Source organism: Mesorhizobium sp. WSM4983, assembly GCF_029625765.1.
In the GTDB taxonomy this organism is placed as follows: Bacteria; Pseudomonadota; Alphaproteobacteria; order Rhizobiales; family Rhizobiaceae; genus Mesorhizobium.
The window spans coordinates 267653-289329 of the sequence record NZ_JARTVM010000001.1 but is presented as its reverse complement, the minus strand read 5'-3'; the positions used below and the strand labels follow the sequence as shown (position 1 = coordinate 289329).

The window sequence follows — 21677 nt, the reverse complement described above, 5'->3', positions numbered from 1 at the left end:
GACCGTTGAGAAATGGCTGCCGCGAATGCCTGCTGCTGCGAAGACTAACAAATGCGTGAAACTGTTATTGTTTCCGCTTGTGCAGCCCCTTGTCCGCGAATATATAGGCGCCAAATTTGGGGTTGTTGGGTGAGTCGAATGAACGACATCGTTACCGCCGATTACGTACCCTCCGAAGACGAGCCGTTCATGAACGAACGGCAGAAATCATACTTCCGCCAGAAGCTTATCACATGGAAGAATGACATCCTTCGCGAAGCGCGTGAAACACTCGAAATCCTCCAGCAAGAAAACGCCAACCATCCCGACCTAGCCGACCGCGCCTCTTCCGAAACCGACCGAGCCATCGAACTGCGCGCCCGCGATCGCCAGCGCAAGCTGATCTCGAAAATCGACTCCGCGCTGCAGCGGATCGACGAAGGCACCTATGGCTATTGCGAGGAAACCGGCGAGCCGATCGCGCTGAAGCGGCTCGACGCCCGCCCGATCGCGACGCTGTCGATCGAGGCGCAGGAGCGCCACGAACGCCGCGAGAAGGTCTACCGCGACGACTGACGCGGGTTGGGACAGACGCAGGTTTTGCGAAAATGGCCGGATCTTTCCGGCCATTTTCTTTTTTGAGCGGCAATCCTTTGGGGGTCAGCGTTTGTGGCTGGCCAGCTCGCCGAGAAGCTTGGTCATCTCGTCATCGAGCGAGGGCTTCGCCGCCGGCTTGCTTGCCGGTTTGGAATGGGACTCCTCCAACGATGCCTCGAGCTCGTGCATCAGTGTGTCGTCGATCGAGTCGTTGGAGGGCTGCGGCGGGGCCTGCCGGCCAGTGCCATTCGTCCCATACGCAGGGAGCGGCATGACTTTCGCGGCTGGGGGAGGCGGTACCGGCGGCTTTGCCGGAGGGGGCGCCGCGCGCGGGCGCGACACGGGCTCGCTCACGGGAGCCGGCGCCGGTGCGGTCGGCTGCCTGGCCGGGGCGGGTGCGGGCTGAGGCGCCCGCGGGCGCGGCGCGGCGGCCTGCTGCTGGCCGCTGTCTCCGGTCAGCGCCGGACGGCGAGGTGCTGCCAGCCTTATGTCTCGTTCGACCACGACATCAGTCGGGCCGCCGATCAGGATGAGGTGTTCGATATCGTCGCGCCGCACCAGCACCAGCCGGCGGTGGCTGTCGACAGCGGTGGCGTCCATGACGGCGAGCCGTGTCTTGCGATTCCGGCCTCCGGCAACGAAGGTGCCGAAAGTCAGGTTGCGGACTACCTTGATGACGAGCAGGACCACGACCAGCAGAACAAGGGCCGCGAACGTCCATAGAATTGCAGCGACGTAACCCGGCCCCGCTACGCTATCCAGCCACTGCAGCATCGGTGCACCCAATCGCCTTTGAAGTGACGCGACACTAGACCTTAGGGACTAGCCTCCGCAAGGCGACATCACCCATCGTGAACAGTTTGAAACATGAATCGCTGATTTTATCGGACATTTGCCGTCCGGGCCTTTTCCGCTACAGGAGAATGTGATTCAACCGGCCTTTCGCGGGTGTCGGGGCATCGGAATCACGAGCAGGGGGCACATGGCCAAGGAAACGCGCGGCGATTTCTATCCGGTACCGATCGTCGACCAAAACACGCGTCCGGGCGCCATCGCCAGGCTCATCATCTTCATCGTCGTTTTGACCGGCGCGGCGGTCGTTTTCGGGTTGTTCCGCGAGCGCCTCGGCGATCCGTTCCTGCTCGGCATGCTTGGCGTGCTCGCCATGATCGGCGTCGGCTTTCTGTTCGCGACGGCGATCGGCTTCGTGCAGATCGCCCCGCGTTCAACCGGCGACGAGCTGTCCAAAGCGTTCGTCGATTCAATGTCGCAAGGCCTCCTGGTCACCGACACCAAGGGTCGCGTAATCTACGCCAACCGGGCCTATGCCGAGATGACGGGGGCCGCTTCGGCGGCGGACCTCAAGACGGTCGAGGGGCTGCTTTCGGACGTCCCCGAGGCCTCGATGACCATCTACCGGCTGGCGTCCGGCCTGCGCGACGGCCAGGCGGGCGACGGTGAATTCCGCCTGGCGCAGTCGATCAAGCCTGGGGCCGAGCCGGGCGCGCGCTGGTACCGCGTCCGCGCGCGCGCCTTCAACGTGCCGGGCCAGCGGCTGCCGCTGCTTGCCTGGCAGATCGCAGACATTTCGCAGGAGCGGGCGGAACAGGAGCGTTTCTTCCTCGACCTGCAAAAGGCGATAGACCATCTCGACCACGCGCCCGCAGGCTTCTTCTCGGCCGACCAGGAAGGCCGCGTCACCTATATCAATGCGACGCTTGCCGAATGGCTGGGCATCGACCTTGCCAGCTTCACCCCGGGCGCGGTCACGCTGCCGGAGATCGTTGCCGGCGACGGCATGGCGCTCGTCCGCTCGGTCAAGGCTGATCCCGGCGCCACGCGCAACGCCGTCATCGACCTTGATCTGACGACAATGAGCGGCCAGGCACTGCCCGTCCGCTTCATGCACCGCGTTTCGGCGAGCCGCGAAGGAGTGAACGGGCCGACGCGCACCATCGTGCTCAACCGCACCCAGGGTGAGGACGCGTCCGCCGACCTGCGCGCCTCGGAGGTGCGCTTCACGCGTTTCTTCAACTCGACGCCGATGGCGATAGCCGGCGTCGATGCCGGCGGGCGCATCCTGCGCACCAATGCGCCGTTCCTGTCGCTGTTTTCGTCCGTCGTCGACCGAGACGCTGTCGACCGGCGTGTGCGTTTTGAGAGCGTGGTGCATGAACGCGACCGGCCGGCCTTCGCCGCCGCCTTCGAGAAGGCGCGGCAGCGGCAGGCCAATATCGAGCCGATCGACTCGTTGCTGCCTGGGCATGAGGAGCGCCACATCCGCTTCTACGTGAATGCCGTCGCCGACGGCGCCGGTAGCGAGGGTGCGGAGGAATCGGCCATCGTCTACGCCGTCGAGACTACCGAGCAGAAGGCGCTCGAGGGCCAGATGGCGCAGAGCCAGAAGATGCAGGCGGTCGGCCAGCTTGCCGGCGGCATCGCGCACGACTTCAACAACGTGCTCACCGCCATCATCATGGCGTCGGACCTCCTGCTCACCAACCACCGGCCGTCGGACCCGTCCTTCCCCGACATCATGAACATCAAGCAGAACGCCAACCGGGCGGCGTCGCTTGTTAGGCAGTTGCTGGCCTTCTCGCGCAAGCAGACCCTGCGGCCGGAAGTTCTCAACCTGACCGATGTGCTTGCCGATCTGCGCATGCTGCTTGCCCGCCTGGTGGGCAACGATATCAGGCTGAAGATCGATCACGGGCGCGATCTGTGGCCGGTCAAGGTCGACATCGGCCAATTCGAGCAGGTGGTAGTCAATCTCGCCGTCAACGCGCGCGATGCGATGCCCACCGGCGGCGATCTTACCGTGCGCACCCGCAACGTCATGGCCGAGGAGTGCAAATCCTTCCCGTATCGCGAGCTTATCCCGGCCGATTATGTGCTGGTCGAGGTCGAGGACACGGGCAGCGGCATCGCGCCGGAGGTGCTGAAGAAGATATTCGAGCCGTTCTTCACCACAAAGGAGGTCGGCAAGGGAACGGGCCTTGGCCTCTCGATGGTCTATGGCATCATCAAGCAGACCGGCGGCTTCATCTACTGCGATTCCGAGGTTGGCAAAGGCACGGTGTTCCGCATCTTCCTGCCGCGCCACGTGACGGAGGTGAAGAAGGCGAGCGAGCCTGCCGACACTGCGGCGGCAGCTCCAGCCAAGCCGGCCGACACGCTGAAGGACCTCTCAGGTTCGGCGACCGTGCTTCTGGTCGAGGACGAGGACGCCGTTCGCATGGGCGGCGTGAGGGCGCTGACCTCGCGCGGCTATACCGTGCACGAGGCTTCCTCCGGCGTTGAGGCGCTGGAGGTCTTCGAGGCGCTCGGCGGCAAGGTCGACATCGTGGTGTCCGATGTGGTGATGCCGGAAATGGACGGGCCGACGCTGCTCGGCGAGCTGCGCAAGCGCCAGCCGGACATAAAATTCGTCTTCGTTTCCGGCTATGCCGAGGACGCCTTTGCCAAAAACCTGCCGGCCGATGCGCATTTCGGCTTCCTGCCCAAACCCTTCTCGCTCAAGCAACTGGCGACGATCGTCAAAGACGTGCTGGAATCTTAAAGCGCATCGCTGAAGCAGATCCGGCGACGCGCTTTAGTTCTTTGTTTGACGCAGGTCATTCTCCCCAAAGCGCTGCGCCCTTTTAGGCGATATGTCTTAAACAGCTACCGCTTGCACATTGCAGCGAGCCTGCCATGATGGCGATCGGATGGGTCCTGTCATGGGGGTGATAGCGCGTGACGCCGCACATCGAGGCGGGCAGGGGAGATTATGCCGAAACGGTGCTGCTGCCGGGCGACCCCGAGCGCGCGCAGTGGATGGCGCAAACTTTTCTGGAGGCGCCGCGCTGCATCAATCTCCGTCGGGGCGCCCTCGGCTTCACTGGCCGTTTCCGCGGTACGCCGGTCAGCATCCAGGCAACCGGCATCGGCGTCTCTTCTTTCTTGATCTATGCCCATGAGTTGCTGGACTATCATGGCGTGAAGACGCTGATCCGCACAGGAACATGCGGCGCATTGTCGGACGACGTTCCGCTGCGGGGCTTGGTCGTTTCAAGCGCCGTGCGCGCCGAGGGCCCGATCAGCGGGCAGGTGTTCGGACTTTACCAGCCGGCCGGCCCCGATGAGGCGCTCCATGCGCTGGCGCTGCAGCGGGCCGCCGATCTCGGCATTGCCTGCAGCGCCGGCCTGACCGTCTGCAGCGACATCTTCCATCATCCCGATGGCCGCGCCCGCTTCGACGAGCCCAGGGCGCTCGGCGCGCTGGCGGTCGACATGGAAACCAGCGCGCTCTACCGCATCTCGGCGCAGTTCGGCGCGCGCGCCCTATCGCTGCTGACCGTGGTCGACCACGTCGCCGCCGACGAGCAGACCGAGTATTCCGAACGCCAGGCGCTGTTCACCGACATGACCCGCCTGGCGCTGGAAGTCGCGGTCACTGCTTAGGCGGTTTCCGCTTCAACTGCCCCTCGGCTGTCGGCCGGCGACCCGCAGATAAAGCGGTAGGTTGTGCGCAGCATCGAAGCGAAGTTCCTTTCTCGATCAATGTTTCGTGCAGGTGGAGGCGGTAAAGGCGCCGTCCTGCTGCTTCATGATGATGTCGAAGGAGGGAGCGCCTGGATCGTCGAGCGTCGCCTGTGTCAGCGAGATCGAGTTGCCGCCGCTCGTATAGCCGCCGAGCGGGCCGAGCCAGCTGATCTCGCCATTGGCGTCCATCTGGTAGTTGTAGGCTCCCGACGTGCCGAAGGTCACTGGGCCGCTATAGACATTGCCCTTGATGGTGATGTCGCCGAGATTGATGAAGAGGCCGAGCAGATAGACCTCGCAATGATAGACGCCGTCCGGAAGCTTGCCTTCGGCGAAGTCCGCGCCGGCCTTGCCCACGGCCGACGCAAGAAGCAGCAAGCTCAGAAGAATGCGAATCGGGAAGGCCATGCGGTCGCTCATTTCGGCGGCGACCTTGCCCCATTTTGCCGCTGCCCCGCAACTGGCCGGCGAGTGCCGGCACGGAGACGAGATTAAGCATTGGGCAATTTTATGATTTGGGCAAAATCTAGGCAGAGCTGCGCAACGTTTTCTCAAACCCAGGGTGCTTGATCGGCGTCGTTTTATTCGCTTCTCAAGGCTAAGTGTTTGTATTTAATGACTAGTTCTCCTGACCCCCGCATGCGTCCGCGTTTGGCACGTGGCTTGCAACCAAGTTTGATGAGATCGAATCGTCAACCATCGCCGGTTGACGAGCGGAAGGGTTGCCTTCGAGGGGAAGGCGCTCGACCGGAGCGCGGCGTATGACCGCGCCCGGTCGGGCATCGCATCGTGCCGCAGGGCAGGGAGATCTCTCCGCTGCTCACGGTCCTCGAAAATCTGAAGTCCGGCTTCGCGCCGCTTCAGCGCGGCGACCGCAACATTCCTTCGCATGTCTTCGAGGTGTTTGCGGTGCTGAGGCAGATGCCTTCGCGGCGCGGCGGCGACCTGTGCGGTGACCAGCGGCAGCTCGCCACTCGGGCGGGCGCTGGTGATGCGGCCGAAGCTACGCACGCCGTCGCCGGTCTCGCGATGCAGAATAGATTCCTCGTGCGGACGCCTAGATCATTGCTGATTATGCACCGTTGATGACGCTTCCTAGTAACGGAATGGATCCTTGGGTCTTCGCTTCGGTTCGCGTCGTTACGCGGAAGGATGACGAAGTGTTCGACGGCTCTGTGTGGCCATTAGCGCATGCTAGTCTTTCCATGGCCTCGGTGAGTCGGGCTCTTTCCGTATCAGTCGAGATGAAGGGGATGGCGCGGGCTCCGCCCGCAAGGTCCGCGCAAGCAAGCTCGCCTAGCTTTCCCCGCAGTGATTGTCGGTCGATAGTCCAACAAAAGCTTGCCAGGGGAAGGCGATGGAACGTTTTGTCGAGGACTATCAGAAGCGGCGACTGACCGAGCGCGTCGATATCATGACGGCGATCAACATCCTGATGTCGCAGGGCTACGACGAGGATGATCTGCTCGGCGAAATAACCAAGGTTTTTTACGTTGACCTCGACGCCTATAACGAAGTAATCGGGCACCACTGACGGCCTGAGCAGCAAGACTTCAACCGTTCCGGAATTGCTCTGAGCTTCAAGCGCAGCGGTGGATGTCGAGCACGCGGCTGCGAGCGAAGACTCCGACATTCCGTAAGGTCAGAGGACGAACACCGACAACAGCAGTATGATGCCGAGCGCCATCATCACCAGACCTGGCCAATTCTGAGACAGGCCGAGGAAACGGAGTCCGCGTCGCCGCGGCTCCAGTGTGGGGCCTGGTGTTGCCAGGTTCGGCGCCGGACGGTCCGGCGCTGTAGATGCCGGGTCACTCAGGCGTCCGCGCCTCAAAGTGGCGCCTGCCATGTAGACGACGCCTGCGATGGTAAGCAACGCACCAAGGATGACGGTCATCTTCCCTCGCTCCTTTCCGACGCTGCGGGATGTGGCGAGCGTTTCGCGAGGTCGCCGTACCGAATCTTTCGGCGAGATAACCCTCCGCCGACCTCGCGATCGGCTGGGACAGAACGGTCAACATGGCCGGCAGGTTCCGACAAGCCAACCGCCGACGGCGTTCCGCGCCGGGCAAACTTCCGGCGTTCCAACAAAGAGCTGCGGCAGTTTAGGCCGCCACCCGCTTCATCAGCGCCATGGCACCGAAGGGCGCGCGCACCTTGCCCTCGCTTATGAAATAGGCGAACACGTCGCGCGGCTTGACCGGCGCGTCGGTCTTGGGATCGGCGCGCGGCAGGTCGACCGGTTGCCTGCCTTCCGCCCAGGTCTTGACGCGGCCCGCCCATTCGTCGAGCCCTTTCGGCGTGTAGCAATCGGGATTGTCGTCGCTGCCGGTTTGCAGGCGCGCATAGACGAAATCGCCGGTGACGTCGGCGATCGCCGGATATTTGGCGTGGTCGGCATAGACGATGGCGGCACTGTATTTGCGCGCCAGAGCCGGAAATTCCGGCACGATGAAGCTGTCATGCCGCACTTCGAGCGCATGGCGCAGCGGCACGCCGTCCTGCTTGTCGGGCAGCAGCTTCAGGAAGGCCTCGAGATCGTCCGCATCGAACTTCTTTGTCGGCGCGAACTGCCACAGGATCGGTCCCAGCTTGTCGCCGAGCGCGACAATGCCCGAGCCGAGGAAGCGCATTATCGATTCCCCGGCCTCGCCGAGCAGGCGGCGGTTGGTGACGAAGCGGTTGCCCTTGAGCGAAAAGACGAAGCCGTCAGGCGTATCGTTCGCCCACTTGACGAAGGTCGGCTCCTTGAAGCTGGAATAATAGGTGCCGTTGACCTCGATGCTCGGCACCTGGCGGCTGGCATAGTGCAACTGCTTGGCCTTGGCGAGCTTCTCCGGATAGAAGGACGTGTCCCAGGGCTCGAAGGTCCAGCCGCCCATGCCGGAGCGGATCTTTCCTTGGCTCATCATCTTCCTCCTCCGAGTTTTGAATGCGGCTCAGGCTGCTTTGTCGACCGGCTTGGCCATGTCGACCAATATCCATCCTGGCCGGTATGGGTTGGCGCGGCGACCCGTTTCCCGATAGCCGTAAGCCGAATAGAGCGCGATGTTCCGCTCCATGCGCGAATTGGTGTAGAGCCGCACCTCCGGCACGCCCCATGACCGCGCCTGCTCGTCGGCGAAGTCGAGCAGCGCGATGCCGAGTTTCCTGCCCTGGAAGGCCGGCGAAACGGCAACGCTGAAGATCATGGCATGATCGTCGTGCCGCTCGAGGACAAGCAGCCCGGCCAGATCGGAACCATCCTCCAGCAGCCAGACCTCGCCGCGCGCAATGCGGGGTGCATAGTCCTCGGTCACCGGGATCGGTGGCGCGCCGAACAGGGCGGTATAGGGGGCGTAGGCGTCCGTGGTTATCGCGACGACAGCTTGGAGATCACCTGCAAGCGCTTGCCTGATCTTCATTTGAGACTGTTCCAAACGCTTGCCGACCCACTCGCTCACTCGGCCGCTTCGCGCTTGCCCCGGGGGCGCCGCTCCAGAAGCTCCTTCAGGAACTGGCCGGTGTAGCTGCGCTTTTCGCGCACGATCGCTTCCGGCGTGCCGGAGGCTACCAGCTCGCCACCGCCGTCGCCGCCCTCGGGGCCGAGGTCGAGCACCCAGTCGGCGGTCTTGATGACTTCGAGGTTGTGCTCGATCACCACCACCGTGTTGCCCTGGTCGACCAGCTCATGCAGCACTTCGAGAAGCTTGGCGACGTCGTGGAAATGCAGGCCGGTGGTCGGCTCATCCAGGATGTAGAGCGTCTTCCCGGTCGCCTTGCGCGACAGTTCCTTGGCCAGCTTGATGCGCTGCGCCTCGCCGCCTGAGAGCGTCGTCGCCTGCTGGCCGATATGGATGTAGCCGAGCCCGACCTGCTTCAGCGTCTCGAGCTTGTCGCGCACGCCGGGCACCGCCGAGAAGAACTCGACACCTTCCTCCACCGTCATGTCGAGCACGTCGGCGATCGACTTGCCCTTGAACAGCACGTCCAGCGTCTCGCGGTTGTAGCGCTTGCCATGGCAGACGTCGCAGGTGACGTAGACGTCGGGCAGGAAGTGCATCTCGATCTTGATGACGCCGTCGCCCTGGCACGCCTCGCAGCGGCCGCCCTTGACGTTGAAGGAGAAACGGCCCGGCTGATAGCCGCGCGCCTTAGCCTCCGGCAGACCGGCGAACCAATCGCGGATCGGCGTGAAGGCGCCGGTATAAGTGGCGGGGTTGGAGCGCGGCGTGCGGCCAATCGGCGACTGGTCGATATCGATGACCTTGTCGAGGAACTCCAGGCCCTCGATGCGATCATGCTCGGCCGGATGCTCGCGCGAGCCCATGATGCGGCGTGAGGCCGCCTTGAACAGCGTCTCGATCAGGAAGGTCGACTTGCCGCCGCCGGAGACGCCGGTGACGCAGGTGAAAGTGCCGAGCGGGATCTCCGCCGTGACGTTCTTCAAATTGTTGCCGCGCGCGCCGATAACCTTGATACGCCGGTTCTTTTTCGCCTCGCGGCGCACCGCCGGCGTCGCGACCTCGAGCTCGCCCGACAAATATTTGCCGGTGATCGAGGCGGGCGTCGCCATGATCTGCTGCGGCGTGCCTTGCGCGATGATCTCACCGCCATGGATGCCGGCGGCGGGGCCGATATCGACGACATAGTCGGCATGCAGGATGGCGTCCTCGTCATGCTCGACGACGATCACCGTGTTGCCGATGTCGCGCAGGTGCTTCAGCGTATCGAGCAGGCGCGCATTGTCGCGCTGGTGCAGACCGATAGACGGCTCGTCCAGCACGTAGAGCACGCCCGTCAAGCCGGAGCCGATCTGCGAAGCCAAACGAATGCGCTGGCTCTCGCCGCCCGACAGCGTGCCGGAATTGCGCGACAACGTCAGATAGTCGAGGCCGACATCGTTCAAGAAACGCAGGCGCTCGCGGATTTCCTTCAGCACCCGGACGGCGATCTCATTCTGCTTCTCGTTGAGCTGCGCCGGCAGATCGGTGAACCACCGGTCGGCCTTGCGGATCGACAGCTCCGTGACCTCGCCGATGTGCCTGCCGGCGATCTTGACCGAGAGCGCTTCCGGCTTCAGCCGGTAGCCGTTGCAGGCGGGGCAGGGGGTGGCCGACATGAAGCGCTCGATCTCCTCGCGCATCCAGGCCGATTCCGTTTCCTTCCAGCGCCGGTCGAGGTTGGGGATGACGCCCTCGAAAGTCTTGATCGTTTTGTAGGAGCGCAGGCCGTCGTCATACTGGAAGGTGATCTCGCGCTCGCCCGTGCCGTGCAGCACCGCCTGCTGCGCCTCGGCGCTCAGATCCTTGAACTTGTCGCCGAGCTTGAAGCCATAGGCCTTGCCCAAGGCCTCAAGCGTCTGCGCGTAATAGGGCGAGGTCGATTTCGCCCACGGGCTGATGGCGCCGTCGCGCAGCGAGACATTCTCGTCCGGCACAATGAGGTTGGCGTCGATGGCGCGCTGGCTGCCGAGGCCGTCGCAGGTCGGGCAGGCGCCGAACGGATTGTTGAAGGAGAACAGCCTGGGCTCGATCTCGGGAATGGTGAAGCCGGACACCGGGCAGGCGAATTTTTCCGAGAACATGATGCGCTCATGCGTCTCGTTCTTCGACTTGTTGACCGAGTCCTCGCCCGTCCGGCTGGCGTCGAGCGGCTTGTCGGCGAACTCGGCCACCGCAAGCCCGTCGGCGAGCTTCAGCGCCGTCTCCATCGAATCCGCAAGCCGCGTCGCCAGATCGCCGCGAACTACGATGCGGTCGACGACCACGTCGATGTCGTGCTTGTATTTCTTGTCCAGCGCCGGCACGTCGGCGATCTCGTAGAAGACGCCGTCGACCTTGACGCGCTGGAACCCCTTCTTCTGCAGCTCCAGAAGTTCCTTGCGGTATTCGCCCTTGCGGCCGCGCACGATCGGCGCCAGCAGGTAGAGACGCGTGCCCTCGTCCAGCGCCAGCACGCGGTCAACCATCTGGCTGACCGTCTGGCTTTCGATCGGCAGGCCGGTGGCCGGCGAATAGGGAATGCCGACGCGGGCGAAGAGCAGGCGCATATAGTCGTAGATTTCGGTGACGGTGCCGACTGTCGAGCGCGGGTTGCGCGACGTCGTCTTCTGCTCGATCGAGATGGCGGGAGACAAGCCGTCGATCTGGTCGACGTCCGGCTTCTGCATCATTTCCAGGAACTGGCGGGCATAGGCCGAAAGGCTTTCGACATAGCGACGCTGACCCTCGGCATAGATGGTGTCGAAGGCAAGCGACGACTTGCCGGATCCCGACAGGCCGGTCATGACGATCAGGCTGTCGCGCGGCAGGTCGAGATCGACGTTCTTGAGATTGTGTTCGCGCGCGCCGCGAATGGAAAGATATTTTTGGTCGGCCATCGCCGGTCGCCGCCTCAGGTCTGGAATTTGCTGGATTGGCGGGTTTGTCCCGGCCATCCCCTATGTAGGTAATCTCGTCGCCGCGTCGAGAGACGCCACAATCTCGACCAAAGCGTTTAACCGCCTTTCGCGCGAGCGGGCAAGCGGAAAGAACAAAGGCCGAACACCCTCCTGACAAAGCACTGTGGAAACAGCGGCTGCAAAAACCGTCGCGACCGATCAGTCGAAGGCATTCGACTTACCTGGACGTAACCTCCGATCGATCACATTTTTCTGTAACCGGCTCTTCAACGGTTGACGTCTCGGACCCATGGGGGCAGTCTCAAAGGCGTCAACGAAGCCGGCCGTCTGTCGATGGCCTCGTCACCCAGAGGTGGCCTGCGAGACGCCGCAGGCTTCAGCGATTTGCGCTTCGGACGACATTGCCACAACGGACCAGGAGCGGAGCATGACGCCACCGGACAGTCCCTTGAGGCTCCACGAAGCGATGGAGCCGCGGCGGGCATAGTGCCAGGGTAGGCGTGAGCGCCACCGAAAAACGTGACCCGCCGATTCCTACAATCAGAGACCATAGTCGGATCGTCGGCTGAAAGCCGCGTTGCATCCGAAACAGAACGCCGGCAGTCCACTCCCGGCTAAAATTGGGTTTCAGATCCATGAAAGCCCCGTCCACCTGCGGAAGCAGTGGCGGGGCTTGCATTTTGCGAGTCGAAGGTCCGTCGCCGGCGTCCGCAATGCGGGGTAAGCTTCAGTGGTTGGGAGGCCTGATGGCGCCCGTTGCCATGTCGATGGTTATGCTACCCGAAATCCTGACATCGGTGTCGCCGATCTTGAACGTGCCGTTGCTGCCGGCTGGCAGTGAGTCGTCAGGCTCGGGCTGCGGCGCGGGCTTGGCGATACGGTAGTCGCTGCTCACGCCGGGCAGTTTTTGTGTCGAATTGTCGTCGGCAAAAGCGGCGGTGCCGACCGCAAGCACGCCGGCGACTGCGACAACGGCAAAACCCAGATTCGTCAAGGAACGCGCTCGGATCATGCGCGAACTATAGAGGCGCGCCGAAGGCGAGGCCAGATGCGCCGCAATCAATTTGCCGCGCGGTCAGGCCGCCTTCTTGCGCGTGTCGTAGACATGGTCGACGAGGCCCCAGGCCTTCGCTTCCTCGGCGGTCATGAAATAGTCGCGGTCGAGCGTGCGCTCGACCTCGTCATAGGTCCGGCCGCAATGCTTGGCGTAAAGTTCCGTCATGTGGCGCTTGGTGCGCAGGATGTCCTCGGCGTGGCGCTGGATGTCGGAGGCCTGGCCCTGGAAGCCGCCGAGCGGCTGATGCAGCACGATCCTGGTGTTGGGCAGCGCGATGCGCCGACCGGGCGAGCCTGCCATCAACAGGAATGAACCCATCGAGGCGGCAAAGCCCATGCACACCGTCGACACCGGGCAGGAGATGTACTGCATGGTGTCGTAGATGGCGAAGCCGCTGGTCACCACGCCGCCCGGCGAGTTGATGTAGATCGATATCTCCTTGTCGGGATGGTCCGATTCCAGCGACAGGAGTTGCGCGCAGACCAGCGCCGACACGCCGTCATTGATCTCACCGTTGATGAAGACGATGCGTTCGCGCAGCAGCCGCGAGAAAATGTCGAAGGCGCGTTCGCCGCGGCTCGACTGCTCGATCACCATCGGCACGAGATTGGCAAAGGCGCTCATCGCAGATCTCCTCGGTTCTTTGGTCAAGCCGCGCGCAGCATCATGCTTGGCGCGTTGGCGGCAGCTGGGCTCTTGCGCGCGTGGAGCGAAATCCCGCAGCCGGCGCCGGAAACGGCGACGACAGGTTGCGCGACCGTCGCGAAACCATCATGGACGATGCTGAGATGCGTGCCGCCGGAAACCGTGCGCGCGAGCGTGAAGGTGACAATGCTGTCGAAGATGGGACCGTCGAATGCCGGTAGCCGGTCGGCAGCGTCCACGCCCGGTCGCTCACGCCAGGAATAGCGCAGCAGCTTGCCGGGCTCGGCCTCGAGCACTTCGCACTCGATCCGCGCGTTTGGTCCGGCAAAGGCAAAGCGCTCGCCGATCGCTGGCTTGATGTCGTTGGGCATCAGCCAAGCGGCGAGCAGTTCCGGCTCGGTGAGCGCCCGCCAGACTTTTTCCGGCGGATCGGGAAGCTCGCATTCGAAGCTGAGCGGCGCGTTGGCCGCTGCTGAGTGTTTGGTAATCGTCATTGGTCCATTTCCTTCAGAACCCTCTTCAAACGCTCGATGCGCTCCGGCCAGAAGGCGCGGTAGCGTTCGATCCAGCCGAGCAAGGGATCGAGCCCTTGAGGGTCGGCGCGGTAATAGGCGTTGCGGCCGGCGCGCCGCTCGATCACCAGTCCGGCGCCGCGCAGCACGGCAAGATGCTGCGAGACGGCCGGCTGCGACACGCTGACGCCGGCGCGCAGCTCGGACACCGTCAATTCGCCGGCCGCGAGCCGCTCGTAGACGGCGCGGCGTGTCGGATCGGCCAGGGCCCGGAAAATCTCTGCTTCGATCATGCACAAAGCATAAGTCCATACTTATTGGTTTGGCAAGCGCCGTTTTAGGCCGTCCAGCGTCTCACCGGCTCCGCCGCTCCGTCGAAGCTTGCCTCGAAGATTGGCGATGCGAGCACGGCATGGATGTGAAGCGTGCCGGAAGCTACGTTTCGAAAGCCATGCTTGCGGTGCGCGGGAATGATCAGGGACTGCCCGGCGGCAAGCACGGCCCGTCGGTCGTCGACCCACATTTCGGCTTCGCCGGCAATCACCGTCAGTACTTCCTCGACCATATGCGCATGCGTTGGTGCGCCGCTACCCGGTCCGACCCACTGCTCGAATATGCAAAGGCCCGCCGCGCCATTGGCGGCGGCAACATGCATGCGGGTTTCGACCCCGGCGCGCCACGTTTCGCGCGGCTGATCCTCATGCGAAACAACGTTCATTCCGATATCCCCTTGTTTCCTGCCCAGGAATACTACCTGTTGCTGACATTCCTTGACAGAAACAGCGGTCAAGACTAGAACGAAGAGAGAACAAAAACCTTGTGGGAAAAGCCAGCCTTCGCGGGCATGGGCGAACCGCAGGCTGTAAGGTGAGCGACTTAAAATTTGTTTCGGATGAGCGCGGAGAAGTATGATGGCGGGTAGCGTCAACAAGGTCATTCTGGTCGGCAATCTCGGGGCGGACCCTGAAATCCGCCGCCTGAATTCGGGCGACCCGGTCGTCAACATCCGCATCGCCACGTCGGAAAGCTGGCGCGACAAGAATTCCGGGGAGCGCAAGGAAAAGACGGAGTGGCACAATGTCGTCATCTTCAACGATCAGCTCGCCAAGGTGGCGGAGCAGTATTTGAAGAAGGGCATGAAGGTCTATGTCGAGGGCCAGCTGCAGACGCGCAAATGGCAGGACCAGACCGGCAACGATCGCTACACGACCGAGGTCGTACTGCAGAAATTCCGTGGCGAGCTGCAGATGCTCGACGCGCGCGGCGAAGGCGGCGGCCAGGTCGGCAGTTATGCCGGCGGCGGCAACAGCCGGGGTTCCGATTTCGGCCAGTCGGGCCCGAACGAAGGCTTCAGCCGTGGCGGCGGTGGCGGTTCCAGGGGCGGTGGCGGTGGTTCGTCGCGCGAGCTGGATGACGAGATTCCGTTCTGAAGGTCTCGCAATCGTCGTTTGAGGGGAAGGCGCGATGTCGCTCGGACCGTTGCTGACAGCGCCTCCTCCCATTCCATTGCACGCGTTCGCCGCCTTCGCCGCGCTAGCGATAGGCGGGCCGCAACTGGCATTGCCGAAAGGCACGACACGCCACCGCGTCTTGGGCTATGCCTGGGCCGCGCTGATGCTGGTCGTCGCCGTCTCGAGCTTCTGGATCCAGCAGATACGCCTGATCGGGCCGTTCAGCCCGATCCACATCCTGTCGATCCTGGTGGTTGTCACCGCCCCGCTGGCGGTCTGGTATGCGCACACCCATAAAGTGGCCGCGCATCGCAGCGCCATGATCAAGCTCTACCTATTTGCGCTGATCGGCGCCGGCATCTTCACGTTGGTGCCCGGCCGCATCATGCACACGGTCGTATTCGGCCAATAAACAATTTCGAGCGAAAGTGCGTCGCGGTTTTCCGTCCGGAATTGCCTATAGTTGATAGTTGCGGCGATAGTCCGCTTGCAAAGCAGCGTCTAAGGAAGATCATCGTGAAAGCACGCGTCAAATGGGTTGAGGAACGCACCTTTGTCGGCGAGTCCGGCGGCGGTCACAAAGTCGTGCTGGGCACGGCGCGTGGGCCGGAAGGCCGGACGCCAGGGCCGAGCCCAATGGAGCTGGTGCTGATCGGCACCGGCGGCTGCTCGGCCTACGACGTGGTCCATATCCTCGAAAAAGGTCGCGAGGCGGTCGAGGACTGCGTGGTCGAGCTGGACGCGGATCGTGCCGAGACGGAACCGCGCGTCTTCACCCGCATCCACATGCATTTCATCGTCAAGGGTCGCGCGCTGTCGCGCGACAAGGTGAAAAGGGCGATCGATCTGTCGATCGAGAAATACTGCTCGGCCACCGCGATGATGGCCAAGACGGCGGCCGTCACGCATGATTTCGAGGTGGTCGATACAGCAGTGAAATAAGGCAGTAGGGATGCTGCTCAGGCAGCCATCAGCGCCCTGACGCCGTCGGCGACGAACTGCACCGCAAGCGCCGCCAGGATGACGCCGAGCAGCCTCGTCAGGATCGAGCGGCCGGTCTGGCCGAGGATGCGGTCGATGCGCTCTGCCAGCACGAACACCAGAAAGGTGAGCACAAGACAGATCGCGATGATGCCGACCAGCGCCGCTTGCGCGGCAAAGCCCTCGAAGTGTCCTGACAGCAGCACTGTCGCCGATATCGCGCCGGGACCGGCGATCAGCGGGATCGCCAGCGGGAAGGCGGCGATGTTGTGGATCATGTCCTTGGTGATGGCGACGTCGCCGATCTTCTCCTTGCGGTCCTGACGGCGCTCGAACACCATTTCGAAGGCGATGAAGAAAAGCAGGAAGCCGCCGGCGACGCGGAAGGCCGGCAGCGTGATGCCGAACACCGACAGGATCGAGGCGCCGGCGACGGCGAACAACGCCATCACCAGAAAGCCGATCACCGAAGCTCGCACCGAGACCTGCTGGCGCTCGTCCCGGTTCATGCCACGCGTCACGGCGAGGAAGAGCGGTGCCAGCCCGGGCGGATCGATGGTCACCAGGATGGTGACGAAGGCGTTGAACAGGGTGTCGAAGCTCGGCATCGCTGGTCCCCTCCCGCCTGGCGAAGCCCAAGCCCTGCATTCGTAGAGCAAAGGGGGAGCGGTGGGAACAGGACGGGAGGATTTCAGCCGGCTATTCAGCTTTGCTGCAATAAGCCTCGAGCCGGTAGACGTCAGGGTCGATTACGAAGGCGGCGTAGTAGTTGTCGCCATAGGCGGCGCGCAGGCCGGGCCGGCCATTGTCCTTGCCACCCGCAAGCAAGGCCGCCGCATGGAAAGCGTCGACGCCGGCGCGTGTCGGTGCGGCAAAGCAGAAGTGCAGGCCGGAGTCCGCGTCGGCCGGGACCGGCCGGCCGGCCTCATTGACCCAGAGTTCTACGGTCCTGGCGCCGTAGCCGAGCGAGCCGGGTGACTGGCTGAGGCACGAGTAGCCGAGGGGCTCAAAAGCGGCGTCGTAGAAGCGTTTCGAGGCGTCGCAGTCGCGGACGCCGATCGAGATATGGTCAACCATCCTTTTCTCCATGATTAAGGTGGTTGATCGGCCGGGCTGGAGTCGAGCGCCGCGCCAGGAACTCGACCTCCTTGCGCCAGGTTTTGCCGCCGTCATGCGAACGCTCGCCAAGCCAGCGGAAGGCGTTCTCGGTGATGTGCGAAAAGCTCCAGCGCACCGAGGAGCCGATGCCGTCGGCGCCGATCTGCACGATTGTGTCGCCTTCGGCGCGGCCGAGCTGGCGGCTGTAATACTGGTTGCGCGGATCGCTCCAGAAGATATGCCAGGCGTCCGCGCCGGGGTCGTAGACGCGCAACGTCGTGCCGTAGAAGGTCCATGGCCCGAGAGAGGCTTGCACCCCGGCATTCCGCGCCGGCAGAATCCAGACGTCCTGGACCGCCTTGCCCTCCAGAACCCAGCCGAAATGCACCTCGCCGCGCCCAGTGAGCCTGGTGCCGTCCTCCAGCGTGCGCGTGGCGTCGAAGGTCCAGGCGCCGATAAAGCGGCCGTAGAGTTTGAGCTTTTCGGCGAGATCCGGATTGGGAGCGTCGCTGTGCAGGGCTTCGGCAAAGGGATCGGTCATGGTTGCTGCCTCGTTTGTCAGGAGAGGCGAGCAATAGGGGCATGGCGGGGTTCTGGGCCTGGGAAAAATTGCTATTTTTTCGCGATGGCGACGACTGAGAAAAACCTGGCCTCAGGGCATGGCTGGCAGGTATCCGACGTGATCTGCACGGCTCGCGCCGGCGACCGCCCGTTTGAGGAACAGCATCGCGGTTTCTGCCTCGCCGCCGTGACCAGAGGCACGTTCCGCTACCGGACGCGCCAAGGCACCGCAATGCTTGCTCCAGGCGCCATCCTGCTCGGCAATCCGGGCGCCTGCTACGAGTGCGGCCACGAGCACGGCGCCGGCGACCGCTGCCTCTCCTTCCATTTTTCGCCGGCCTATATGGAGCGCGTCGTCGCCGATGTGCCGGGCGCAAGCCGGCTCGGCTTTGCCGACCCACGCCTGCCGCCCTTGCCGGTGCTGGCGCCGTTGCTGGCGCAAGCGGAGGCGGCGCAGCAAACGGGCGACGGCGAGGCGTTCGAGGAACTCGGTCTGCGCATTGCCTGCGCGGTGGTCGGGGCTGCGGCCAATTCGTCCGAGGTTGCCTGGACACCCAGCGCCCGCGACCAGAAACGCGTAGCCGAGGCGGTGCGTTTGATCGAGCTCAACGCCGATCGCCCGCTTTCGCTGACCGAACTCGCCGACGGCACGGCGACCAGCCCGTATCATTTCCTGCGCACGTTCCGTCATGTCGCCGGCATGACGCCCTATCAGTTCCTGCTGAGGACCAGGCTGCATCGGGCCGCGGTGCGGCTGTGCGCGTCGAACGAAGCGATCTCGACAATTGCTTTCGATGCCGGCTTCAACGACCTTTCGACCTTCAACCGGAGGTTCCGGCGCGAGATGGGAGAAGCGCCCGGCGCCTACCGCTGCAAACGGGCGGGCAGACGCGGGCATTAGCCAAGGCCGTTCGGGATCGACTTGGCCTGCGAGCTCAAAGTGTGGCTTTGGCCATATCGTCGCAATCAGCGGTATCCATTTGAAATTGCCGCCGAAATTGTCTTTGGAAAAGTGTCGTAGCCATTGGAGTTTCAGCCCGGCTTCCTATATAAGCGGCGAGTGATTCCCGACTGGATTGTGACCTGATTTGACCGACCAGAAGACACCGCGCGGGCCGGAGGGCGGCCCCACCGGCATCGAGCCGATTTCGATCATCGAGGAGATGCAGCGCTCCTATCTCGATTACGCCATGAGCGTGATCGTCAGTCGGGCGCTGCCCGACGTGCGCGACGGCCTGAAGCCGGTGCACCGCCGCATCCTCTATGCCTCGCATGAGAGCGGCTATCACTGGAACCGCAAATATGTGAAGTCGGCGCGCCCGGTCGCCGACGTGATGGGTAAATACCATCCGCATGGCGATGCCTCGATCTATGACGCGCTGGTGCGCATGGCCCAGGATTGGTCGCTGCGCGTGCCGCTGATCGACGGTCAGGGCAATTTCGGCTCGATCGACGGCGACCCGCCGGCGGCGATGCGCTACACCGAGTCCCGGCTGACCAAGGTTGCGCATGAGCTGCTGGAGGACATCGACAAGGAAACCGTCGATTTCCAGGACACCTACGACGCCTCCGCCACCGAGCCCAAGGTGCTGCCGGCGCGCTTCCCGAACCTGCTCGTCAACGGCTCGGGCGGCATCGCCGTCGGCATGGCCACCAACATCCCGCCGCACAATCTGGCCGAAGTCTGCAACGGCGCCATCGCCATCATCGACAATCCGGCGATCGACCTGCCTGCGCTGATGGAGATCGTGCCCGGTCCGGATTTCCCGACCGGCGGCATCGTGCTTGGCCGCTCCGGCATCTACAATGCCTATTCGACGGGCCGCGGCTCGATCGTCATGCGCGGCCGCGTCAACATCGAGGCGCGCGGCAACGACCGTGAATCGATCATCATCACCGAGATTCCCTATCAGGTGAACAAGGCGGCGATGATCGAGAAGATGGCCGAACTCGTGCGCGAGAAGCGCATCGAGGGCATCTCCGACATCCGCGACGAGAGCGACCGCCAGGGCTACCGTGTCGTCGTCGAGCTCAAGCGCGAGGCGGTCGCCGACGTCATTTTGAACCAGCTTTACCGCTTCACGCCGCTGCAGACCTCGTTCGGCGCTAATATGGTCGCGCTGAACGGCGGCAAGCCGGAAGTGCTGACGCTGATCGACATGCTGAAGGCCTTTGTCGGCTTCCGCGAGGAGGTTATCAGCCGGCGCACGAAATATCTTCTGCGCAAGGCGCGCGAGCGCGCCCATGTTCTGGTCGGTCTCGCTATCGCCGTCGCCAACATCGATGAGGTGATCAAGCTGATCCGCACCGCGCCAGATCCGCAGACGGCGCGCGAGCAGTTGATGGAACGGCGCTGGCCATCGCACGACGTCGCTCCGCTGATCCAGCTGATCGATGATCCGCGCCACCGCATCAACGAGGACGGCACCTACAATCTATCCGAGGAGCAGGCCCGCGCCATCCTCGACCTGCGCCTGCAGCGCCTGACCGCGCTCGGCCGCGACGAGATCGCCGACGAGTTGAACAAGATCGGCGCTGAAATCCTTGATTACCTTGACATCCTGTCTTCTCGCGCGCGCATCCAGCAGATCGTCAAGGACGAGCTGATCGCCGTCCGCGACGAGTTCGGCACGCCGCGCCGCACGGAACTCGCCGAGGGCGGGGCGGACATGGAAGACGAAGACCTGATCCAGCGCGAGGACATGGTCGTCACGGTCAGCCATTCCGGCTACATCAAGCGCGTGCCGCTGTCGCTCTACCGGGCGCAGCGTCGCGGCGGCAAGGGCCGCTCCGGCATGTCGACCAAGGAAGAAGATTTCGTCACCCGGCTATTCGTCGCCAACACGCATACGCCGGTGCTGTTCTTCTCCTCGCGCGGCATCGTCTACAAGGAAAAGGTCTGGCGGCTGCCGGTCGGCAACCCACAGTCGCGCGGCAAGGCGCTGATCAACATGCTGCCGCTCGAGCAGGGCGAGCGCATCACCACCATCATGCCGCTGCCGGAGGACGAGACGAGCTGGGGCGAGCTCGACGTGATGTTCGCAACCACGCGCGGCACCGTGCGACGCAACAAGCTGTCCGACTTCGTCCAGGTCAACCGCAACGGCAAGATCGCCATGAAGCTGGAGGAAGAAGGCGACGAAATCCTCGGCGTCGAGACCTGCACGGACAATGACGACGTGCTGCTGACGGCGAATTCCGGCCAGTGCATCCGCTTCTCGGTCTCCGATGTGCGCGTCTTCCAGAGCCGCAATTCCGTCGGCGTGCGCGGCATCGCCATGGCCGAAACCGACCGCGTGATCTCGATGTCGGTGATCGAACATGTAGATGCTTCACCGGCTGAGCGCGCGGCCTATCTCAAGCGTGCGGCATCCGAGCGTCGGCTTGCCGCCGGCGGTGCAGCCGAGGAGGAAGAGATCGCGCTGACCAATGAGGAGATCGGCGAGGAAGCCGAGCTTTCCGACGAGCGCTACGAATTCCTCAAGATGCACGAGCAGCTTGTGCTGACGGTGACCGAATACGGCTACGGCAAGCGTTCCTCGTCCTATGATTTCCGCCTGACGGGTCGCGGCGGCAAGGGCATCCGCGCCACGGATGTCTCGAAAGTGGCCGAGATCGGCCGGCTGGTCGCGACCTTCCCGGTCGGCAACGACGATCAGATCATGCTGGTATCGGATGGCGGGACCGTCATCCGCGTGCCCGTCGATGGCATCCGCTTCGCCAGCCGTGCCACCAAGGGGGTGACCATCTTCAACACCGCCGAAGGTGAGAAGGTGGTGTCGGTCGAGCGGATTTCGGAGCCGCAGTCGGACGAGGAAGCCGAGGAAGCGCCTTCGGGTGAAGCCGACACTGCAGAAGATTCGGGCGAGGGAAATCCCGAATAGCCTTAC

Annotated in this window: 24 protein-coding genes; 10 read left to right on the top strand and 14 right to left on the bottom strand. The window is 63.5% G+C overall.

Annotated elements, in window-relative coordinates:
* Nucleotides 1-138: 138 nt before the first annotated feature.
* Entirely contained in the window at nucleotides 139-555 is a 417-nt protein-coding gene (dksA, locus tag P9254_RS01565; RefSeq protein ID WP_040972254.1) for an RNA polymerase-binding protein DksA, read from the top strand.
* An 84-nt stretch (nucleotides 556-639) separates the two neighbouring features.
* Here dksA and P9254_RS01560 read toward each other — a convergent pair whose 3' ends face one another.
* Nucleotides 640-1350, bottom strand: a complete 711-nt coding sequence (locus P9254_RS01560) for a flagellar biosynthetic protein FliO (RefSeq protein ID WP_067319739.1) — start codon at nucleotides 1348-1350, stop codon at nucleotides 640-642.
* A gap of 208 nt (nucleotides 1351-1558) precedes the next feature.
* Here P9254_RS01560 and cckA point away from each other — a divergent pair, with 208 nt between their 5' ends.
* Nucleotides 1559-4135 (top strand): cell cycle histidine kinase CckA, encoded by a 2577-nt coding sequence (gene cckA, locus P9254_RS01555; RefSeq protein WP_278054086.1) that lies wholly within the window; start codon nucleotides 1559-1561, stop codon nucleotides 4133-4135.
* 176 nt (nucleotides 4136-4311) lie between these two features.
* Nucleotides 4312-5019, top strand: coding sequence for a phosphorylase family protein (locus P9254_RS01550; RefSeq protein ID WP_278054088.1), 708 nt, complete (start codon nucleotides 4312-4314; stop codon nucleotides 5017-5019).
* A gap of 96 nt (nucleotides 5020-5115) precedes the next feature.
* Here P9254_RS01550 and P9254_RS01545 read toward each other — a convergent pair whose 3' ends face one another.
* Nucleotides 5116-5508: a hypothetical protein gene (locus P9254_RS01545; protein ID WP_278054089.1), complete on the bottom strand. Its 393-nt coding sequence runs from the start codon at nucleotides 5506-5508 to the stop codon at nucleotides 5116-5118.
* 381 nt (nucleotides 5509-5889) lie between these two features.
* Between P9254_RS01545 and P9254_RS29040 the strand changes: the two genes are divergently transcribed.
* The gene (locus P9254_RS29040) at nucleotides 5890-6186 is read left to right on the top strand and encodes a hypothetical protein (RefSeq protein ID WP_442920289.1); all 297 of its coding nucleotides are present in this window, start codon (nucleotides 5890-5892) and stop codon (nucleotides 6184-6186) included.
* A gap of 271 nt (nucleotides 6187-6457) precedes the next feature.
* Nucleotides 6458-6634: a hypothetical protein gene (locus P9254_RS01535; RefSeq protein ID WP_082953673.1), complete on the top strand. Its 177-nt coding sequence runs from the start codon at nucleotides 6458-6460 to the stop codon at nucleotides 6632-6634.
* 108 nt (nucleotides 6635-6742) lie between these two features.
* On the opposite strand, the gene P9254_RS01530 is transcribed toward P9254_RS01535, so the two are convergent.
* From P9254_RS01530 to P9254_RS01490, 9 genes are all read right to left on the bottom strand, one after another.
* Nucleotides 6743-6997, bottom strand: coding sequence for a hypothetical protein (locus P9254_RS01530; protein ID WP_095777769.1), 255 nt, complete (start codon nucleotides 6995-6997; stop codon nucleotides 6743-6745).
* A 208-nt stretch (nucleotides 6998-7205) separates the two neighbouring features.
* Nucleotides 7206-8012, bottom strand: coding sequence for a DUF72 domain-containing protein (locus P9254_RS01525; RefSeq protein WP_278054091.1), 807 nt, complete (start codon nucleotides 8010-8012; stop codon nucleotides 7206-7208).
* Nucleotides 8013-8039: 27 nt separating this feature from the next.
* Nucleotides 8040-8504, bottom strand: coding sequence for a GNAT family N-acetyltransferase (locus P9254_RS01520; protein ID WP_066992439.1), 465 nt, complete (start codon nucleotides 8502-8504; stop codon nucleotides 8040-8042).
* Nucleotides 8505-8539: 35 nt separating this feature from the next.
* Nucleotides 8540-11461, bottom strand: coding sequence for an excinuclease ABC subunit UvrA (gene uvrA / locus P9254_RS01515; protein WP_278054092.1), 2922 nt, complete (start codon nucleotides 11459-11461; stop codon nucleotides 8540-8542).
* Nucleotides 11462-12209: 748 nt separating this feature from the next.
* A complete protein-coding gene (locus tag P9254_RS01510) occupies nucleotides 12210-12494 on the bottom strand; it encodes a hypothetical protein (RefSeq protein ID WP_127247998.1) in 285 nt (94 codons plus the stop codon).
* Between the two features lie 63 nt (nucleotides 12495-12557).
* Nucleotides 12558-13163 (bottom strand): ATP-dependent Clp protease proteolytic subunit, encoded by a 606-nt coding sequence (locus tag P9254_RS01505; protein WP_066992448.1) that lies wholly within the window; start codon nucleotides 13161-13163, stop codon nucleotides 12558-12560.
* Between the two features lie 23 nt (nucleotides 13164-13186).
* The gene (locus P9254_RS01500) at nucleotides 13187-13678 is read right to left on the bottom strand and encodes an SRPBCC family protein (protein WP_278054095.1); all 492 of its coding nucleotides are present in this window, start codon (nucleotides 13676-13678) and stop codon (nucleotides 13187-13189) included.
* Nucleotides 13675-13989 (bottom strand): ArsR/SmtB family transcription factor, encoded by a 315-nt coding sequence (locus tag P9254_RS01495; RefSeq protein ID WP_067319753.1) that lies wholly within the window; start codon nucleotides 13987-13989, stop codon nucleotides 13675-13677. The genes P9254_RS01500 and P9254_RS01495 overlap by 4 nt, the downstream gene beginning before the upstream one ends.
* Nucleotides 13990-14033: 44 nt before the next feature.
* Complete coding sequence (locus tag P9254_RS01490) at nucleotides 14034-14261, bottom strand: cupin domain-containing protein (protein ID WP_336619643.1); 228 nt, start codon at nucleotides 14259-14261, stop codon at nucleotides 14034-14036.
* A gap of 346 nt (nucleotides 14262-14607) precedes the next feature.
* Between P9254_RS01490 and P9254_RS01485 the strand changes: the two genes are divergently transcribed.
* The 3 genes from P9254_RS01485 (at nucleotide 14608) to P9254_RS01475 (ending at nucleotide 16089) form a co-directional block, all read left to right on the top strand.
* A complete protein-coding gene (locus P9254_RS01485; protein WP_067319755.1) occupies nucleotides 14608-15126 on the top strand; it encodes a single-stranded DNA-binding protein in 519 nt (172 codons plus the stop codon).
* Nucleotides 15127-15160: 34 nt separating this feature from the next.
* Nucleotides 15161-15559, top strand: coding sequence for a DUF2306 domain-containing protein (locus P9254_RS01480; RefSeq protein ID WP_278054099.1), 399 nt, complete (start codon nucleotides 15161-15163; stop codon nucleotides 15557-15559).
* Between the two features lie 104 nt (nucleotides 15560-15663).
* The gene (locus P9254_RS01475) at nucleotides 15664-16089 is read left to right on the top strand and encodes an OsmC family protein (protein WP_278054101.1); all 426 of its coding nucleotides are present in this window, start codon (nucleotides 15664-15666) and stop codon (nucleotides 16087-16089) included.
* Between the two features lie 17 nt (nucleotides 16090-16106).
* Here P9254_RS01475 and P9254_RS01470 read toward each other — a convergent pair whose 3' ends face one another.
* The 3 genes from P9254_RS01470 to P9254_RS01460 form a co-directional block, all read right to left on the bottom strand.
* Nucleotides 16107-16736: a MarC family protein gene (locus tag P9254_RS01470; protein WP_066992466.1), complete on the bottom strand. Its 630-nt coding sequence runs from the start codon at nucleotides 16734-16736 to the stop codon at nucleotides 16107-16109.
* A gap of 91 nt (nucleotides 16737-16827) precedes the next feature.
* Nucleotides 16828-17205: a VOC family protein gene (locus P9254_RS01465; RefSeq protein ID WP_278054105.1), complete on the bottom strand. Its 378-nt coding sequence runs from the start codon at nucleotides 17203-17205 to the stop codon at nucleotides 16828-16830.
* Nucleotides 17198-17767 (bottom strand): hypothetical protein, encoded by a 570-nt coding sequence (locus P9254_RS01460; protein WP_278054106.1) that lies wholly within the window; start codon nucleotides 17765-17767, stop codon nucleotides 17198-17200. The genes P9254_RS01465 and P9254_RS01460 overlap by 8 nt, the downstream gene beginning before the upstream one ends.
* A gap of 84 nt (nucleotides 17768-17851) precedes the next feature.
* Between P9254_RS01460 and P9254_RS01455 the strand changes: the two genes are divergently transcribed.
* On the top strand, nucleotides 17852-18688 hold the full coding sequence (locus P9254_RS01455) for a helix-turn-helix transcriptional regulator (protein WP_067319762.1): 837 nt from the start codon (nucleotides 17852-17854) through the stop codon (nucleotides 18686-18688).
* Nucleotides 18689-18875: 187 nt separating this feature from the next.
* Complete coding sequence (gene gyrA, locus P9254_RS01450) at nucleotides 18876-21671, top strand: DNA gyrase subunit A (RefSeq protein WP_067319763.1); 2796 nt, start codon at nucleotides 18876-18878, stop codon at nucleotides 21669-21671.
* Nucleotides 21672-21677 lie beyond the last annotated feature (6 nt).

Coding starts and splice junctions, on each gene's coding strand:
- P9254_RS01520 (WP_066992439.1), bottom strand. CDS start 8,504: ATGAAGATCAGGCAAGCGCTTGCAGGTGATCTCCAAGCTGTCGTCGCG.
- P9254_RS01495 (WP_067319753.1), bottom strand. CDS start 13,989: ATGATCGAAGCAGAGATTTTCCGGGCCCTGGCCGATCCGACACGCCGC.
- dksA (WP_040972254.1), top strand. CDS start 139: ATGAACGACATCGTTACCGCCGATTACGTACCCTCCGAAGACGAGCCG.
- P9254_RS01525 (WP_278054091.1), bottom strand. CDS start 8,012: ATGATGAGCCAAGGAAAGATCCGCTCCGGCATGGGCGGCTGGACCTTC.
- uvrA (WP_278054092.1), bottom strand. CDS start 11,461: ATGGCCGACCAAAAATATCTTTCCATTCGCGGCGCGCGCGAACACAAT.
- P9254_RS01560 (WP_067319739.1), bottom strand. CDS start 1,350: ATGCTGCAGTGGCTGGATAGCGTAGCGGGGCCGGGTTACGTCGCTGCA.
- P9254_RS01490 (WP_336619643.1), bottom strand. CDS start 14,261: ATGGTCGAGGAAGTACTGACGGTGATTGCCGGCGAAGCCGAAATGTGG.
- P9254_RS01470 (WP_066992466.1), bottom strand. CDS start 16,736: ATGCCGAGCTTCGACACCCTGTTCAACGCCTTCGTCACCATCCTGGTG.
- P9254_RS01545 (WP_278054089.1), bottom strand. CDS start 5,508: ATGGCCTTCCCGATTCGCATTCTTCTGAGCTTGCTGCTTCTTGCGTCG.
- cckA (WP_278054086.1), top strand. CDS start 1,559: ATGGCCAAGGAAACGCGCGGCGATTTCTATCCGGTACCGATCGTCGAC.
- P9254_RS01465 (WP_278054105.1), bottom strand. CDS start 17,205: ATGGTTGACCATATCTCGATCGGCGTCCGCGACTGCGACGCCTCGAAA.
- P9254_RS01460 (WP_278054106.1), bottom strand. CDS start 17,767: ATGACCGATCCCTTTGCCGAAGCCCTGCACAGCGACGCTCCCAATCCG.
- P9254_RS01510 (WP_127247998.1), bottom strand. CDS start 12,494: ATGATCCGAGCGCGTTCCTTGACGAATCTGGGTTTTGCCGTTGTCGCA.
- P9254_RS01505 (WP_066992448.1), bottom strand. CDS start 13,163: ATGAGCGCCTTTGCCAATCTCGTGCCGATGGTGATCGAGCAGTCGAGC.
- P9254_RS01535 (WP_082953673.1), top strand. CDS start 6,458: ATGGAACGTTTTGTCGAGGACTATCAGAAGCGGCGACTGACCGAGCGC.
- P9254_RS01500 (WP_278054095.1), bottom strand. CDS start 13,678: ATGACGATTACCAAACACTCAGCAGCGGCCAACGCGCCGCTCAGCTTC.
- P9254_RS01480 (WP_278054099.1), top strand. CDS start 15,161: ATGTCGCTCGGACCGTTGCTGACAGCGCCTCCTCCCATTCCATTGCAC.
- P9254_RS01455 (WP_067319762.1), top strand. CDS start 17,852: ATGGCGACGACTGAGAAAAACCTGGCCTCAGGGCATGGCTGGCAGGTA.
- P9254_RS01485 (WP_067319755.1), top strand. CDS start 14,608: ATGGCGGGTAGCGTCAACAAGGTCATTCTGGTCGGCAATCTCGGGGCG.
- P9254_RS01530 (WP_095777769.1), bottom strand. CDS start 6,997: ATGACCGTCATCCTTGGTGCGTTGCTTACCATCGCAGGCGTCGTCTAC.